Source organism: Pseudomonas sp. PGPPP4, from assembly GCF_002256045.1.
Lineage (GTDB): Bacteria > Pseudomonadota > Gammaproteobacteria > Pseudomonadales > Pseudomonadaceae > Chryseomonas > Chryseomonas oryzihabitans.
In genome coordinates this window covers 1-16,308 of the sequence record NZ_NKID01000013.1, presented here as the reverse complement: position 1 = coordinate 16,308, position 16,308 = coordinate 1, and the positions used below count along the sequence as shown (strand labels likewise).

At 63.8% G+C, this 16,308-nt stretch carries 17 protein-coding genes; 11 read left to right on the top strand and 6 right to left on the bottom strand.

Going from position 1 to position 16,308, the window contains the following annotated elements; all coding sequences use genetic code 11:
• Window positions 1-69: 69 nt before the first annotated feature.
• A complete protein-coding gene (locus tag CFE50_RS19700; RefSeq protein WP_007161874.1) occupies window positions 70-1,530 on the bottom strand; it encodes a mannose-1-phosphate guanylyltransferase/mannose-6-phosphate isomerase in 1,461 nt (486 codons plus the stop codon).
• 397 nt (window positions 1,531-1,927) lie between these two features.
• Complete coding sequence (yaaA, locus tag CFE50_RS19695) at window positions 1,928-2,707, bottom strand: peroxide stress protein YaaA (protein WP_286736934.1); 780 nt, start codon at window positions 2,705-2,707, stop codon at window positions 1,928-1,930.
• A gap of 353 nt (window positions 2,708-3,060) precedes the next feature.
• On the opposite strand from yaaA, the gene CFE50_RS19690 reads away from it, so the two are divergent.
• The 4 genes from CFE50_RS19690 (at window position 3,061) to moaE (ending at window position 5,867) form a co-directional block, all read left to right on the top strand.
• Window positions 3,061-4,452, top strand: coding sequence for a PhoH family protein (locus tag CFE50_RS19690; protein ID WP_144947426.1), 1,392 nt, complete (start codon window positions 3,061-3,063; stop codon window positions 4,450-4,452).
• A 229-nt stretch (window positions 4,453-4,681) separates the two neighbouring features.
• Complete coding sequence (gene moaC, locus CFE50_RS19685; protein ID WP_278443438.1) at window positions 4,682-5,161, top strand: cyclic pyranopterin monophosphate synthase MoaC; 480 nt, start codon at window positions 4,682-4,684, stop codon at window positions 5,159-5,161.
• The gene (locus tag CFE50_RS19680) at window positions 5,158-5,409 is read left to right on the top strand and encodes a MoaD/ThiS family protein (RefSeq protein WP_241807567.1); all 252 of its coding nucleotides are present in this window, start codon (window positions 5,158-5,160) and stop codon (window positions 5,407-5,409) included. The genes moaC and CFE50_RS19680 overlap by 4 nt, the downstream gene beginning before the upstream one ends.
• A gap of 2 nt (window positions 5,410-5,411) precedes the next feature.
• A complete protein-coding gene (gene moaE, locus CFE50_RS19675; RefSeq protein WP_241807566.1) occupies window positions 5,412-5,867 on the top strand; it encodes a molybdopterin synthase catalytic subunit MoaE in 456 nt (151 codons plus the stop codon).
• A 127-nt stretch (window positions 5,868-5,994) separates the two neighbouring features.
• Here moaE and rhlB read toward each other — a convergent pair whose 3' ends face one another.
• The 3 genes from rhlB to CFE50_RS19660 all read right to left on the bottom strand — a co-directional run bounded on the left by rhlB (window position 5,995) and on the right by CFE50_RS19660 (window position 9,390).
• Window positions 5,995-7,500 (bottom strand): ATP-dependent RNA helicase RhlB, encoded by a 1,506-nt coding sequence (rhlB, locus tag CFE50_RS19670; protein ID WP_286736928.1) that lies wholly within the window; start codon window positions 7,498-7,500, stop codon window positions 5,995-5,997.
• Window positions 7,501-7,595: 95 nt separating this feature from the next.
• Window positions 7,596-8,546, bottom strand: coding sequence for a GGDEF domain-containing protein (locus tag CFE50_RS19665; protein ID WP_007161881.1), 951 nt, complete (start codon window positions 8,544-8,546; stop codon window positions 7,596-7,598).
• Window positions 8,547-8,745: 199 nt separating this feature from the next.
• Window positions 8,746-9,390, bottom strand: a complete 645-nt coding sequence (locus tag CFE50_RS19660) for an alpha/beta hydrolase (RefSeq protein ID WP_145154513.1) — start codon at window positions 9,388-9,390, stop codon at window positions 8,746-8,748.
• A 384-nt stretch (window positions 9,391-9,774) separates the two neighbouring features.
• Here CFE50_RS19660 and CFE50_RS19655 point away from each other — a divergent pair, with 384 nt between their 5' ends.
• From CFE50_RS19655 to CFE50_RS19625, 7 genes are all read left to right on the top strand, one after another.
• Complete coding sequence (locus tag CFE50_RS19655) at window positions 9,775-10,803, top strand: amino acid ABC transporter substrate-binding protein (protein ID WP_286736924.1); 1,029 nt, start codon at window positions 9,775-9,777, stop codon at window positions 10,801-10,803.
• Window positions 10,804-10,903: 100 nt separating this feature from the next.
• Window positions 10,904-12,091, top strand: coding sequence for an amino acid ABC transporter permease (locus tag CFE50_RS19650; RefSeq protein WP_286736920.1), 1,188 nt, complete (start codon window positions 10,904-10,906; stop codon window positions 12,089-12,091).
• Window positions 12,092-12,100: 9 nt separating this feature from the next.
• The gene (locus CFE50_RS19645; RefSeq protein ID WP_007161885.1) at window positions 12,101-13,201 is read left to right on the top strand and encodes an amino acid ABC transporter permease; all 1,101 of its coding nucleotides are present in this window, start codon (window positions 12,101-12,103) and stop codon (window positions 13,199-13,201) included.
• 10 nt (window positions 13,202-13,211) lie between these two features.
• Complete coding sequence (locus CFE50_RS19640) at window positions 13,212-13,979, top strand: amino acid ABC transporter ATP-binding protein (RefSeq protein WP_039976153.1); 768 nt, start codon at window positions 13,212-13,214, stop codon at window positions 13,977-13,979.
• A 264-nt stretch (window positions 13,980-14,243) separates the two neighbouring features.
• Entirely contained in the window at window positions 14,244-14,936 is a 693-nt protein-coding gene (gene pcsA, locus CFE50_RS19635) for a phosphatidylcholine synthase (protein ID WP_085982652.1), read from the top strand.
• Between the two features lie 2 nt (window positions 14,937-14,938).
• Window positions 14,939-15,259 (top strand): GIY-YIG nuclease family protein, encoded by a 321-nt coding sequence (locus CFE50_RS19630; RefSeq protein WP_286736913.1) that lies wholly within the window; start codon window positions 14,939-14,941, stop codon window positions 15,257-15,259.
• The gene (locus CFE50_RS19625; RefSeq protein ID WP_241807559.1) at window positions 15,247-16,185 is read left to right on the top strand and encodes a glutathione S-transferase family protein; all 939 of its coding nucleotides are present in this window, start codon (window positions 15,247-15,249) and stop codon (window positions 16,183-16,185) included. The genes CFE50_RS19630 and CFE50_RS19625 overlap by 13 nt, the downstream gene beginning before the upstream one ends.
• Here the strand turns inward: CFE50_RS19625 and CFE50_RS19620 are convergent.
• On the bottom strand, window positions 16,182-16,308 hold a 127-nt coding region (locus CFE50_RS19620), incomplete at its 5' end, for an integrase core domain-containing protein (RefSeq protein WP_286737032.1). The two genes, CFE50_RS19625 and CFE50_RS19620, sit on opposite strands and share 4 nt — an antisense overlap.

The window sequence follows — 16,308 nt, the reverse complement described above, 5'->3', positions numbered from 1 at the left end:
TGCCGAGCGGCTGCCGAAAACGCAGACACCGGCCGGAGCCGGTGTCTGTTCATTGCCGTACAGCGAGGCTTAGCGGGTCGACGCCTTGCCTGCCTTGGCGACTTCCAGGGCCTGGGTGTCGACGCGGCCGTAGATGTCTTCGAAGCGGACGATGTCGTCCTCGCCCAGGTAGCCACCGGACTGCACTTCGATCAGCTCCAGCGGTACCTTGCCGGGGTTGGCCAGGCGGTGCACGGAGGTCATCGGGAGGTAGGTGGACTGGTTTTCGGTCAGCAGGAAGACCTTGTCGTCACAGGTGACCTCAGCGGTACCCGAGACCACGATCCAGTGCTCGGCACGGTGGTGGTGCATCTGCAGCGACAGCTGGGCGCCCGGCTTGACGGTGATGCGCTTGACCTGGAAACGCTGGCCCATGTCGATGGAGTCGTAGGAACCCCAGGGACGGAAGACTTCCTGGTGGGCCTTGACCTCGTTGCGGTTCTGCTTCTCGAGGGTGTTGACCAGCTTCTTGACGTCCTGGACCTTGTCCTTGTGGGCGATCATGACGGCGTCCTTGGTTTCCACCACGACCACGTCGTCCAGACCGACCAGGGTCACCAGCTTGCCGTTGCCGTGCACCAGGCAGTTGCGGCTGTCATGCAGGACGACGTCGCCCTTGATGACATTGCCGTTGTTGTCCTTGGCATGCACGTCCCACAGCGCGGACCAGGAACCGACGTCGTTCCAGCCGGCGGTCATGGGCACCACGCAGGCGCGGGTGGTCTTTTCCATCACGGCGTAGTCGATGGAATTGTCCGGGCAGACGGCGAAGGTGGCGGCATCGATGCTGATGTTGATGCCGTCGATGCTGCTGCGCTCCAGCGCCAGCAGGCAGGTGTCATAGATGTCGGTGTCGTGCTTCTTCAGCTCTTCCAGGAAACGGCTGGCGCGGAACAGGAAGATGCCGCTGTTCCAGCAGTAGTCGCCGGAGGCCACGTATTCGGTGGCGGTGACGGCATCGGGCTTCTCGACGAAGCGCTCGACGCGGGAAACGCCCTGGGGCAGACCGTCGTTGGAACCGGTCTTGATGTAGCCGTAGCCGGTCTCGGGCGCGGTGGCCGGGATACCGAACAGCACCATCTCGCCACGTTCGGCGGCGGCGGCGGCCTGTTGCAGGGCGGCCTTGAATTCGGCTTCGTCCTCGATCACGTGATCGGCGGGCAGCACCAGCATCAGGTCGTCCTTGCCGTCAGCGACCAGCTGCATGGCGGCGATGGCCACGGCCGGCGCGGTATTGCGACCGAAGGGCTCCATGATCAGCGCCTGCGGCTTGCACTCGACGGCCTTGAGCTGCTCTTCCACCAGGTAACGGTGTTCGGCGTTGCAGACGATGATGGGGCAATCGATGCTGCCCTCGCAGCCCAGGCGATTGATGGTCTCCTGGAACATGGTCTGTTCGCTGGTCAGTGCCAGGAACTGCTTGGGGTAGAGCTTGCGCGAGAGGGGCCAGAGTCGCGAGCCGCTACCACCGGACAGGATGACGGGAATCATGGGCGTTACTCCTTCAGCGTCTGCTGATTTGTGGCCGCTGTCCCTGAGGTCGGGACGAAGCGTCCATGCTTCGAAAGATCAACCGGCCGACAGGTCGACCGGTACAAATTGAACGTGCGGACTGATTGCCTTTGGCCAGCATGACCCGGGGCAAGGACCAGACAAAGACAGAATCAAACGAAAGTGGTTCTCAGCGAATTTTCCTTTTTCCGGAAAGGCAGCGGTTTTGAGATGTCCGGCAACTTTTCGCGCCTGAAACGTCTCCGCTACGGGGCTGAAACCTTTTTTATTGGAGGGAGATGACAGTCTTTCACGGATGGCAGGCGTCGAATGTGACCCCCTAGCCAGTTCGATGGCCCGATGTGCGGGCAATTGTGCCATCCGTCGATTCACTCGGCTAATCCGGCGCTGCATCGCGCAGGAACACCAGCGTATCGGCCGAGGAGCGCTCGCTCGAATAGCGATAACCCTGGTCGTCGAAGTCGCGCAGGTCGTCCACCGCGGTGACGCGCTGCTTGATCACGTGACGCGCCATCAGGCCGCGGGCCTTCTTGGCGTAAAAGCTGATGATCTTGTAGTCGCCATTCTTGAGATCGCGAAACTCCACGTCCACGACCCGGGCCTGCAGGCGCGCGCGGCGTACCGCGCTGAAATACTCGTTCGAGGCCAGATTCAGCAGGACATCGTCACCCTGGGCCGCAAGATCCGCCTTGAGCCAGTCGCTGATCCGCTCGCCCCAAAAGGCGTAGAGGTCCTTGCCCCGGGCATTGGCGAAGCGGGTGCCCATCTCCAGGCGATAGGGTTGCATCAGGTCCAGCGGCCGCAACAGGCCATAGAGTCCGGAAAGCATGCGCAGGTGGCGCTGGGCGAAGTCGAAATCCTCTTCCTGGAAGTCTTCGGCGGCCAGGCCGGTGTAGACGTCGCCCTTGAAGGCCAGCAGCGCCTGCTTGGCATTCTCCGGCGTGAAGTCCGGGGTCCAGCTGCCGAAGCGGGCGACATTGAGGGTGGCGATCTTGTCGGACACCCCCATGAGCGCGGCGACCTCCGCCGGCGCGAGCTGCCGGAGTCCGTCGATCAGCTCACGGGAGTGCTGCAGGTATTGCGGCAGGGTATGGCGGGACGTGCTCGGCGGCGTGCTGTAGTCCAGCGTCTTGGCGGGTGAAATCACCATCAGCATCGGCTTGGCTCCTCTTGGCGAGGCGCCATTCTAGAAGCCTCCGCCGCTGGGCTCCAGTGGCCCTTGCCGATGGGATCGATAGGTATTGACCACGCTCCCGGGGCGAGGTTGCCAGGCCAGGCGGCGGGAAATACCGGTCCGCGAAAAAAACCGGGTACCGCCAAAAAAAGCCTTTGTGCCTCAGGCCTTTTGCGTTATTACCGAAGTGTCCGTCGCATCTCTCGGGTCCCGTGCCCTCATGTTGGCCGGTCCGTGAACCCGTTGCTGGAGCGACGGCACCTTTCGCAGCGGAGCGTCGTCTGGCGCTCCGTCGACAGGCTTGCGAGTCAAGCGTTTCTACGAGGTGACCGAGTATGGATGATCACGGACGTTCCCGCCCCACCCAGCCCACCCTCTATGTGCTCGACACCAACGTACTGATCCACGACCCCAACGCGCTGCTCAATTTCGAGGAGCACCACGTCGCCATTCCCATGACGGTCCTGGAGGAACTCGACAAGCTCAAGACCGGCAAGCACAACGTCGCCGCCGAATGCCGGCAGGCGATCCGCCTGATCGACAGCGTCCTCGCCGAATCCTCGCCCGAGGACGTCGAGCGGGGCGTACCCATCCCCCGCGGCAAGGGCGAGGCCAAGGGGCGGCTGTCCATCCTCATGGGGCGTCGCGCCGGGCCCATGGCCTGTCTGCCCGACGACATCAACGACAACCGCATCATCAACCAGCTCGTCGAATTGCGTACCCAGCATCCCCAGGAGCGGGTCGTGCTGGTGACCAAGGACATCAACATGCGCCTCAAGGCGCGGGGCTGCGGCATTGCCGCCGAGGACTACCAGACCGACCAGTTGCTCGACGACGTCTCCCTGCTGTCCCAGGGTTACCACAATCTGCCAGGGTCCTTCTGGGACAACGTGAGCAAGGTGGAGAGCCGGCAGGAGCTGGGCCGGGTCTGGCACCGGGTACAGCTGTCGGCCGAGATGCCGCCCTTCAACGTCAACGACTTCGTGCTCGACGAGCAGGGCTTCGTTGGCTGGGTCAAGGCGGTGCGCGATGGCGAGGTCATCCTGCTCGACATGCACCAGGAACCGCTGATGCACCAGGAAGCCTGGGGTCTTAAGCCACGCGACATCTATCAGGCGCTGGCGCTGTTCGCCCTGCTGGAGCCGGATATCCATCTGGTCAACCTGACCGGCGCGGCGGGTTCCGGCAAGACCATCCTGGCGCTGGCCGCGGCGATCGAACAGACCATGGTCACCAAGAGATACCGGCGGATCATCGCCACCCGCAGCGTCCAGGGTCTGGACGAGGACATCGGCTTCCTGCCTGGGACCGAAGCCGAGAAGATGGAGCCCTGGCTGGGCGCCATCACCGACAACCTCGAAGCCCTGCACATGGATGACCACAACCCCCACGGCAGCGTGGACTACATCCTCAGCAAGGTACCGCTGCAGTTCAAGTCGCTGAACTACATCCGCGGCCGCAGTTTCCAGCAGAGTCTGATCCTCATCGACGAATGCCAGAACCTCACCCCGCACCAGATGAAGACCATCATCACCCGTGCCGGCAGCGGCTCCAAGGTGATCTGCCTGGGTAACCTGGCGCAGATCGACACCCCCTACCTCTCGGCCACCAGCTCGGGCCTCACCTATCTCTCCGAGCGCTTCAAGGGCTTCAACCACGGGGTGCACATCACCCTGCAGGGCGTGCCCCGTTCCGTCCTCGCCGAATACGCCGAGGCCCATCTGTAAGTAATAGGGCTTGTCTGAAAAGTAGCCGAGCGAAGGTCAGGCAAGGCAAAAATCCGTGAGGAAGCGGAGTTTACGAATGGTAAATGAGCATTCCGAGCGAATTTCTAACGCAGCATGACCGAGCGCAGGCACTTTTTCGACACAGCCCGCGATCCCCGTCCGGCCACGGGCGGGGATCAAATCCCTAGCCGCGGGTCTACAATGGCAGGTCTTTTCCAGGAGTCATGCCGTGCTGACCCATCTCGATTCCCAAGGCCGTGCCAACATGGTCGATGTCACCGACAAGCAGGTGACCTTCCGTGAGGCCACCGCCGAAGCCCGGGTGCGCATGCGTCCGGAAACCCTCGATCTGATCCAGAGCGGCGGCCACCCCAAGGGCGATGTCTTCGCCGTGGCCCGTATCGCCGGCATCCAGGCGGCCAAGAAGACCGCCGACCTCATCCCGCTTTGCCATCCGCTGATGCTGACCGGCGTCAAGGTCCAGCTGGCTGCCGAGGCGCCCGATGCGGTGCGGATCACCGCCACCTGCAAGCTGTCCGGCCAGACCGGGGTGGAAATGGAAGCCCTGACCGCCGCCAGCGTCGCGGCCCTGACCCTTTACGACATGTGCAAGGCGGTCGATCGGGGCATGACCATCGAGGCGGTGCGACTGCTGGAAAAGAGTGGCGGCAAGAGCGGTCACTTCCGCGCCGAGGAGCAACCGGCATGATCCGCGTGCAATTCTTCGCCCGCTATCGCGAAATGCTGGGCCGCGCCGAGGACAGCCTGGTCTGGACGCCTGAGCTGGCCACCGTTGGCGATCTGCGCGAGCACCTGGTCCAGCGCGGCGGAAGCTGGGCCGAGACCTTGGGTGAGCAGGGGCTGATGTGTGCGCGCAACGAAGAACTCTGTGGCCTGGCCGAGCCACTGCGCGATGGCGACGAGGTCGCCTTCTTTCCCACCGTGACCGGAGGTTAGCCATGGCCATTCGTGTGCAGGCCGCGCCCTTCAATCCCGGCCAGGAGCTCAATGCCCTGCATGCCGCCAACACCGGTATCGGTGCCGTGGTGGGTTTCGTGGGGTACGTGCGGGATTTCAATGACGGGCGCGACGTCGGCGGCCTGTTCCTCGAACACTTTCCCAGCATGACCGAAAAGGCCCTGGCGCGCATCGTCGAAGAGGCGAAGCAGCGCTGGCCGCTGCTCGGGGTCGATATCCTGCATCGCGTCGGTCGCCTGGAACCGGGCGAGCCCATCGTCTTCGTCGGCACCGCCAGCGCCCATCGCCAGGCCGCCTTCGACGCCTGCAATTTCGTGATGGACTATCTCAAGACCCGCGCACCCTTCTGGAAGAAGGAAGATACGGCTGAAGGCCCGCGCTGGGTGGAAGGCCGCGCCAGCGATCAGGATGCCGCGGGGCGTTGGGCGAAAGAATGATGGGGTAGGGTGGAAAACCGCGTTAGCGTTTTCCACCTGCTGCCTCAAGGCTGGCGGTGGATGAGGCTACGCCGTCATCCACCCTACGACTACGACCTATATCTGGCCGTGATCAAGCAGCACTCTATTAACGCTGCCGCGGCACCGACTTGAGTAACTCGGCCGGAGGCATTTCGCAGGAGATCTTGCGACCCAGCAAGGTCTCGATAGGTGGCAGGGCGAAGGCGTCGTCCTCGCCGGCGAAGCTGATCGAGGTGCCGCTGGCGCCAGCCCGACCGGTACGGCCGATGCGGTGCACGTAGTCGTCCGGATCTTCCGGCAGGGTGAAGTTGATCACGTGGCTGATGCCGTCGACGTGAATGCCGCGACCGGCCACGTCGGTGGCCACCAGCACGCGGATCTTGCCGGCGCGGAAGCCTTCCAGGGTCTTGATGCGCTTGTGCTGGGGCACGTCGCCGGACATCTGGGCGGCGCTGATGCCGTCCTTGGTCAGGCGTTCCTCGATGCGGCGCACCTCGTCACGCCGGTTGGCGAACACCATCACCCGCTCCCAGTTGTTCTGGGCCACCAGGTTGTAGAGCAGCTTGTATTTGTCGCTGGAAGAGACCGCATAGACGTGCTGCTCGACGGTGTCGCTGGCCACGTTTTCCGGCTCGATTTCGACGATGGCCGGATCGGTGGTCCACTGCCGCGCCAGGTTCATCACGTCGTCGGTGAAGGTGGCGGAGAACAGCAGGGTCTGGCGTTCGCTCTTGGGCGGCGTCTGGCGGATGATCTGGCGAACCTGGGGAATGAAGCCCATGTCCAGCATGCGATCGGCCTCGTCCAGCACCATCACCTCGACCATGTCCAGGTGCACCTCGCCGCGCTGGTTGAAGTCCAGCAGGCGGCCCGGGGTGGCGACCAGGATGTCGCAATAGCGCGCTTCGAGCTGCTTGAGCTGCTTGTCGAAGTCCATGCCGCCGACAAAGCTCATGACGTTGAGACCGGTGTACTTGGCCAGGTCCAGGGCGTCGTTGGCGATCTGCACCACCAGTTCACGGGTCGGCGCGATGATCAGTGCCCGCGGTTCGCCCATGTACCTTTCCTTGGGCGGTGGGGTGGTCAGCAACTGGGTGATCGTCGAGATCAGGAAGGCAGCGGTCTTGCCGGTACCGGTCTGGGCGCGACCGATGGCGTCCTTGCCCTTGAGGGTGAAGCCCAGCACCTGCGCCTGGATCGGCGTGCAGTAGGGAAAGCCGAGGTCATGGATGCCGTGCATCAGCCGCGGATCCAGCTTGAAGTCATGGAAGCGGGTCTTGCCTTCCTGCGGCTCGACCACGAAGTCTTCCAGTTTCCAGGTGTCGACCGGCTTGGGCTTGCGCGGGCTGCGTTCGCGACGCGGCTTGGCGGCTCTTTCCGCCTGGGCGCGCGGCTCCTGTTTTTCGGCCTGGACGCGCGGCTCCTGGCTACGGGATTCGCCTGGGTTGCGCGGTTTGCGCGGCGCACGCTCGGCCTGGGGCTCGGGCGCCAGGGGTGCAGGAGAGGAGGGGGCTGCAGGAGCGACGCTGGGGGTAGCTTGGGGCGCAGGGGAGGGAGTCGGCTGAGCGACCTCCTGATCCTTGCCCAGAAATTTTTTGAGTGCCTTGAGCACGGAGGGTCTCGATCATCGAAAGCGGAATGAGACCGCAGTGTAAAGCAACCTACGTGCCCGGCAACAACTACCTGCCGAACGCAAGCGCAATCCGCTCAGCCGCTGATCCGATTGCGCCCGGCATCCTTGGCCTGGTAGAGCGACTTGTCCGCACGCCCTACCAGTTCGTCCAGGGAGTCGGCCTTGCGCATCTGGGCCAGGCCGATGGATACGGTCACCCCCGGCAGCTTGCCGCAGGGCGAATAGAAGTCCTTGATCTCCGCCAGGCTCTGGCGCAGGCGCTCGGCGATGGCGATGGCTTCGTCGCGGTCGATTTCCGGCAGCAGGATGACGAACTCCTCGCCGCCATAGCGCGCCATGCTGTCCTTGGGTCTCAACTGGTCGCGCAGGGTGTTGGCCACCAGGCACAGGGCATAGTCGCCCGCCAGGTGACCATGGGTGTCGTTGTAGCGCTTGAAGTGATCCACATCCAGCATCAGCAGGCTCAAGGGCTGCCGATTGAAGGCGCAACGGGTGCTCTCGCGCTCGAACAGCTGTTCGAGCCGCCGACGATTGAAGAGGCCGGTCAGGGTGTCGACGTTGGCATTGCGTTCGGTATCGACGATGAGCTGGTTGCCACGGCGCATCCGCTCGCAGAGGATGCCGAGCAGGTTGTGCATGGCCTTGGAAGAGCGCTCGATCAGCTCCAGCACCAGATCGCGGTGCAGGCAGAGCACCTGGGTGTCGGCTTCGGCAATGACGTGGGCGCTGGGCCGCTCGCTGTCCATGAAGCTGATCTCGCCCGAGCATTCGCCCGGACCCAGCAGATAGATGGGCGGATTTTCCGGCGAACCCAGGTGGACCCGCAGGCGGCCTTCCAGGATGAGATACATGTACTGGTTGAGCATGGCGGGCGAGAGCAGGCACTCGCCGGCGACCAGGCTGCGCGTGGCCGAGCGGGCGATCAGGGCTTCCAGCAGATAGGTCTCCACGCCCTTGAACAGGCGCAGGTCCTTCAGGGAATCGACCGGGACTTCGGCCAACCAGACCGACAAGGGGGCAGCCATCAAAGGATCACCCCTGGGACTGAAAGGAAAACTCGGGCCATAGCTGCTCCATGCACATCACGACCTTCAGGCACCCACACTGGACCGGATGGGTACCTCAAAGTTCGTTCGCTTTGCCCTTTCCAAGCCTCCCTTCGCGTCCAGATTCTGCAAATTGTCGACCGGTTTCCAAAAACGAAGCGGCCCGGCCATTCGCCCTTTATTTTCCGCCGAGACGTGCCAGCAGCCAGCCCTGGATGTCCTGGATCTCCGCGGGGATGACCTCGTGGCGCATGGGGTAGCTGTGCCAGAGCGCTTCCACGCCCGCGGCCACCAGCGCCTCGTAGGCGGCTCGCCCGAGGGCCAGAGGTACCACGTCGTCCTGCTCGCCGTGCAGGCACAGCACCGGGGTGGCCCCACCCCGATTGACCTGGGCGTCCTCGAAGCTGGGCGCATAGGTCGACAGCGCCATGACGCCGCCCAGGGTCGGGCAGGCGGTGTTGTAGGCGGTGTGCAGGACCACGGCGCCGCCCTGGGAAAAGCCGGCCAGCACGATGCGTTCGGCCGCAATGCCCTGGGCCTGCTGAGCGTCGATCAGCGCCCGGACCGTGGCGGCCGAGGCGTCCAGCTGGGCGCGGTCGATGGCCCGGGCCGGATTCATGGCCAGGATGTCGTACCAGGACGGCATGGCCCAGCCGCCATTGATGGTGACCGCCTGGGTGGGCGCCTGGGGCAGGACGAATCGGGTCGACGTCAGGCTGCGCTGCAACAATTCGGCAACGGGTTCGAAGTCATGCTGGGTTGCACCCAGGCCATGCAACCAAATGACGCAGCTATCGGCGGTTCCGCTGGGCGATTCCAGCACAAGAGGCGAGTTTTCCAAGGCTTTGCTCCAGTTTGGTGCCACTAAAAATGGGTGTGGTAACAGATGGTGCACAAAATGCGTGTCGCATTTTCGTAATTCTGTTGTCCGGCTTTTTGCTCGAAGTCACGCGATTGCCGGGTTTGAGCGAAGTGAGCAGCTGTCGCATTCACTGGTCCGCAAATTGCCTCATCTAGGCTGCGACCAGGTAGTGCACTAACAGGTAACACTGACTCACTGCTTCGTCACGCCTTCCAGTGCGTCTCCTCCATCCCTTGATCGAGGACGCCCAGGGATCGGGTGGGCGGGTTCCACGGCAATCAGGCGAGAGACATCGTGCTGCCGTGCGACTGGAAACGTAATTCATAAACAAAGTGGAGCTTATCGATGAAGATGGTGAAGTCTACCCTGGCAATTCTGACCACCGCCGCTGCTCTGGGCCTGTCCGGCATGGCTCACGCGGGCGCTACCCTGGATGCGGTGAAGAACAAAGGTTTCGTGCAATGCGGCGTCAGCGATGGCCTGCCGGGCTTCTCCTACACCGACTCCAAGGGTGACTACAAGGGCATCGACGTCGACGTCTGCCGCGCCGTGGCCGCTGCGGTCTTCGGTGACTCCACCAAGGTTCGCTTCACCCCCCTGACCGCCAAGGAGCGTTTTACCGCGCTGCAATCCGGCGAGATCGACGTGCTGTCGCGCAACACCACCTGGACCAGCTCCCGCGATGGCGGCATGGGTCTGATCTTCGCCGGCGTCACCTACTACGACGGTCAGGGCTTCCTGGTGAACAAGAAGCTGGGCGTGAAGAGCGCCAAGGAACTGGACGGCGCCACCGTGTGCATCCAGGCCGGTACCACCACCGAACTCAACCTGGCCGACTACTTCCGCTCCAACGGCATGAAGTTCACCCCCATCACCTACAGCACCTCGGACGAGAGCGCCAAGTCCATGGAAGCCGGTCGTTGCGACGTGCTGACCTCCGACCAGTCCCAGCTCTATGCCCAGCGCAACAAGCTGGCCAGCCCGGACGACTACGTCGTGCTGCCCGAGGTGATCTCCAAGGAGCCCCTGGCGCCGGCCGTCCGTCGTGGCGACGAAGACTGGCTGACCGTGGTCAAGTGGTCGCTGTTCGCCATGGTCAACGCCGAGGAACTGGGTCTGACCTCCGCCAACGTGGAAGCCCAGGCCAAGGACTCCAAGAATCCTGATGTGCGTCGTCTGCTGGGTACCGACGGCGAATTCGGCAAGGATCTGAAGCTGCCGAAGGATTGGGCGGTGAAAATCGTCAAGCAGGTCGGTAACTACGGCGAAGTCTTCGAGCGCAACGTCGGCATGGGTAGCGATCTGAAGATCAAGCGCGGCCTCAACGCCCTGTGGAATGCAGGCGGTCTGCAGTACGCCCCGCCGGTCCGTTGATCTCGGCGCCTTAGTCGCCGAACACCTTCCGGATGTGCAGATTCTCGCCCTGCAGCGCTGCTCGCGCTGTGGGGCGAGAATTTAATGAGGCTTCTAGTAGATGCAAAACGTTAGCAAACCGTCCGCGCCGGTCCGAGGGTCGCTGCTCACCGACCCGCAGGTACGCTCCTGGCTGTTCCAGATCGTGGCCGTGGTCGCCGTGGTGTCCTTTGGCTGGTTCCTGTTCAACAACACCCAGACCAACCTCGCCAACCGGGGTATCACCTCGGGCTTCGGCTTCCTCAATAACTCTGCCGGTTTCGGCATTCCCCAGCACCTGATTCCCTACAGCGAAGGCGATACCTACGGGCGCGTCTTCCTGGTCGGGCTGCTCAACACCCTGCTGGTTTCGGTGATCGGCATCGTCCTGGCGACCATCATCGGCTTCACCGTGGGTGTGGCGCGCCTGTCGAACAACTGGCTGCTGCGCAAGGTCGCCACGGTCTACATCGAGACCTTCCGCAACATTCCGCCGCTGCTGCTGATCTTCTTCGTCTACTTCGCCGTGCTGGCGCCCCTGCCGGGCCCGCGACAGAGCCTGAGCCTGGGCGGCGCGCTGTTCGTCAACAACCGCGGCCTGTACATGCCGGCGCCGATCACCGACGCCGGCTTCCTGCCCGGCCTGATCGCGCTGCTCATCGCCATCGTCGCCAGCGTGGTGGTGGTGCGCTGGGCGCGCAAGCGTCGGCATGCCACGGGGCAGCGCTTTCCGGTGCTCTGGACGGTGCTGGCGCTGCTGATCGGGATGCCGCTGCTGGCGGCCCTGGTCTTTGGCAAGCCGCTGCACTGGGAGCTGCCGGAACTGCAGGGCTTCAACCTGCGCGGTGGCTGGGTGATCATCCCCGAGCTGGTATCCCTGGCGGTGGCCCTGTCGGTCTATACCGCGGCCTTCATCGGAGAAACCGTGCGCGGCGGCATCCAGGCGGTCAGCCATGGCCAGACCGAGGCGGCCAGTTCCCTGGGCCTGCGTCCGGGGTTGACCCTGCGGCTGGTGATCATTCCTCAGGCCCTGCGGGTGATCATTCCCCCGCTGACCAACCAGTATCTGAACCTGATGAAGAACTCCTCGCTGGGCGCCGCGGTGGGCTATCCGGAGATGGTGGCGCTGTTCGCCGGCACCACCCTGAACCAGACCGGCCAGGCCATCGAGACCATGGCCATCACCATGAGCGTCTACCTGGCCATCAGCATCAGCATCAGTCTCCTGATGAACTGGTACAACAAGCGCATCGCGCTGATCGAGCGTTAAGGAGCGCGTATGAGTAACCAGACCCATACCTTCAAACCGGACCTGCCGCCGCCGCCCTCCAGCGTCGGTGCCCTGGCCTGGATCCGTGGCAACCTGTTTTCCAGTATCGGCAATACCCTGCTGACGCTGTTCGGTCTCTATATCGTCTGGCTGATCGTGCCGCCAGTGGTGAACTGGGCCTTCATCAATGCCACCTGGAGCGGCAGCACCCGAGCCGATTGCGTGCCGGGCGGCGCCTGCTGGGTGTTCATCAAGGAGCGCTTCGGCCAGTTCATGTACGGCTTCTACCCCGGCGATCAGCGCTGGCGCGTGGACCTGACCGTGGTGATCGCCGTGGTCGGGGCGATTCCGCTGTTCCTCGACAGCTTCAAGCACAAGGCCCGCTACGGTCTGGCCCTGCTGGTGATCTATCCGCTGGTGGCCTTCTGGCTGCTGTATGGCGGCTTCGGTCTGCGCGTGGTGCCCACCAGCGAGTGGGGCGGCCTGATGCTGACCGTGGTGATCGCCGCGGTGGGCATCGTCGGCGCCTTGCCGCTGGGCATCCTGCTGGCCCTGGGGCGGCGCTCCAAGCTGCCGGCGATCAAGGTCATCTGCGTGACCATGATCGAATTCTGGCGCGGCATTCCGCTGATCACCGTGCTGTTCCTGTCCTCAGTGATGCTGCCGCTGTTCCTGCCCGATGGCATGAACCTGGACAAGCTGCTGCGCGCCATCGTCATGGTCATCATCTTCGAGGCGGCCTATATCGCCGAGGTGGTGCGGGGTGGCATGCAGGCCATTCCCAAGGGGCAGTACGAAGCCGCCGCCGCCATGGGCCTGGGCTACTGGCGGACCACCGGCCTGGTGATCCTGCCGCAGGCGCTCAAGCTGGTGATCCCGGGCATCGTCAACACCTTCATCGCGCTGTTCAAGGATTCGAGCCTGGTGGTCATCATCGGCCTGTTCGACCTGCTCAACAGCATCAAGCGCGCCACCTCCGACCCGGCCTGGCCTGGTCTGTCCACCGAAGGCTATGTGTTCGCCGCCCTGGTCTTCTGGATTTTCTGTTTCGCCATGTCCAGCTACTCCGCCCGTCTGGAGCGCAAGCTGAACACCGGCCACAAGCGTTAGGAGTCAACAGATGAACGTAAGCAACAAGCAGCCGGTCGACAGCAGCAAGGTCATGATCCAGCTCAAGGACGTGAACAAGTGGTACGGCCAGTTCCACGTGCTCAAGGACATCAACCTGACCGTCACCCAGGGCGAGCGCATCGTGCTGTGCGGGCCGTCCGGTTCGGGCAAGTCCACCACCATCCGCTGCATCAACCGGCTGGAAGAGCACCAGAAGGGTCAGATCATCGTCGACGGCACCGAGCTGACCAACGATCTCAAGCAGATCGAGACCATTCGCAGCGAAGTCGGCATGGTGTTCCAGCACTTCAACCTCTTCCCGCACCTGACCGTGCTACAGAACTGCACCCTGGCACCCATGTGGGTGCGCAAGTTGCCGAAGAAGCAGGCCGAAGAGATCGCCATGCACTACCTGCAGCGGGTGCGCATTCCCGAGCAGGCCAACAAGTTTCCGGGCCAGCTGTCCGGTGGTCAGCAGCAGCGCGTGGCCATCGCCCGGGCGCTATGCATGCAGCCGCGCATCATGCTGTTCGATGAGCCGACCTCGGCGCTCGACCCGGAGATGGTGAAGGAGGTGCTGGACACCATGATCGGTCTGGCCCAGGACGGCATGACCATGCTCTGCGTGACCCACGAGATGGGCTTTGCCCGCACCGTGGCCAACCGGGTGATCTTCATGGACAAGGGCGAAATCGTCGAACAGGCCGCTCCGGACCAGTTCTTCGACAACCCGCAGAACGAGCGTACCCGCCTGTTCCTCGGGCAGATCCTGCACTAAGCGCGGCCGGGGCGGAGACCTGTCCGCCCCGGTCGTCCTGCGAACCCAGTCACGGGCGTTCGGCGGGAAGGCGGGCAAAGGGCCGCAAGGCGCGGTATCCTCGACGTTTGGCGCCCGGTTTCCGGGGTCGGCGGTCAAGGTCCGCCTTGCCGTTCACCGGCTTCATTGTCGATTTCGTAGCGTATCGCCAGAACAGGCGGTGCGCTGGGCAGTCGAAGCCGTCATCATAGAGAGACGCCCGTGAACTCCATTTCCCATCCGCTCATGCTGACAAAAGCCAAGGCCTGGGGCGCCCATGCGGTGACCTCCAGTGGTGTGATCCTCGCGCTTCTGGCGCTGCTCGCTCTGGTCGACGGTCAACCCAAGGGTTGCCTGATGTGGCTGGGCATCGCCCTGCTCGTCGACGGTCTCGACGGCACCCTGGCGCGCAAATTCGAAGTCAAGCGGGTACTGCCCCATTTCGACGGCTCGGCGCTGGACCTGGTGGTCGACTACCTGACCTACGTGTTCATTCCGGCCATCTTCATCTATCGCTTCGTGCCCTTGCCGCCGCATTTCGAACTGGTGGCGGTGGGCATCATCCTATTGTCGTCGCTGTTCTGTTTCTGCAATGTGAACATGAAGAGCGCCGACAACTATTTCGTCGGCTTTCCCGCGGCCTGGAACGTGGTGGCGCTGTATTTCTACGTGCTGGACCTGGCGCCCTGGTTCAGCATGGCGGTAGTGCTGGTGCTGGCCGCCCTGACCCTGACCCGGGTCAAGTTCCTGCATCCCTTCCGCGTGCGCCAGCTGATGGCGGTGAACATCACCGTGACTTCCATCTGGCTGCTCAGCAGCGCCATGATGGTGTTCGTGCATCCCGACAAGCCGCTGTGGCTGATGGTGCTCTGGTTCGCCAGCGGCATCTATTTCGTCGGCGTGTGCGTCTGGCGTACCGCCCGGGAGTGGTTCGCCTGAGGGTGAGCGACGCCTCCCTGCCACCCGCGCGCACCTGGTATGTCTACCTGGTGCGCGCCGAGAATCAGGCGCTCTATTGCGGCATCAGCGATGATCCCGAGCGCCGTTTCGCCCAGCACCGCAGTGGCCGCGGTGCCCGCTTCTTCGCCTCCAGTCCGGCCCAGGCGCTGGTCTATGTGGAAGCCTGTGGCGACAAGTCGACCGCCCTGCGTCGCGAAATCCAGATCAAGAAGCTGCCCAAAAAAGCCAAGGAATCCCTGGTGCTGGCCCGAGCCGGCCTGGCCTCCGCGGCCCCTTCAGGAGAGCTGTCATGTCCGAGCTGATTCTGCATCACTACTGGCAATCGCCCTTCGCCGAGAAGGCGCGCCTGCTGCTGGGCTTCAAGGGCCTGGCCTGGCGCTCGGTGATCATCCCGCGGATGCTGCCCAAGCCCGAGCTGGTGGCGCTCACCGGTGGCTATCGCAAGACGCCGGTGCTTCAGGTCGGCGCCGATGTCTATTGCGACACAGCGCTGATCGCCCGCCGCCTGGAGGCGGAAAAGGCCGTGCCGGCGCTGTTTCCGGAAGGCCAGGAAGCGGTGGTGGCCGCCTTTGCCAGCTGGGCGGACTCGGTGCTGTTCCAGCATGCCGTGGCGCTGATGTTCCAGCCGGAGATCATGGGCCCGCGGCTGGCCAGCCTGCCGCCGGAGCAGGCCCAGGCGTTCCTGGACGATCGCAAGGCGCTGTTCAGCGGTGGCAGCCTGAGCCGGCTAAGTCCCGAGCAGGCCCGACAACAGTTGCCGACCCTGCTGACCCGCCTGGAGACCCAGCTCCAGCGCAGCGCCGGCGACTTCCTGTTCGGTGCGCCCTCGGTGGCCGACATCGCCCTGGCGCACAACTTCTGGTTTCTCAAGAGCACGCCGCAACTGGCGCCCCTGGTCGACGAGCGCCCCGAGATCGCCGCCTGGTTCGCCCGGGTGCTGGGGTTCGGTCACGGTACCCATGAGGAACTCGGCGCCGCCGAGGCGCTGGAGATCGCCAGGGCGGCGGAGCCGCTGGCCTTGCCGCGCGACCAGGCCCTCGCCGTGGAAGGCTTCGCCTGGGGCGACCGGGTGAGTGTGGCAGCAACCGACTATGGGGTGGATCCGGTGGTGGGTGAACTGGTGCATGCCGATAGCGAAACCCTGGTGATCCGCCGTCACGACGAGCACCTGGGGGCGATCCAGGTGCATTTCCCGCGCCTGAATTTCCGCGTCAGCGCAGCGGGCTAGGTGTGTAAACCCAGTACGTTATTCAGTGGCAACGGAGCGCGACTGATTGGCGGTTGGTAGTTGAGGCTGGAATGTGGCCTGTGCCAGTTGTAGTGATGCAGCCACGCGGGTAAGTGCTGGGCG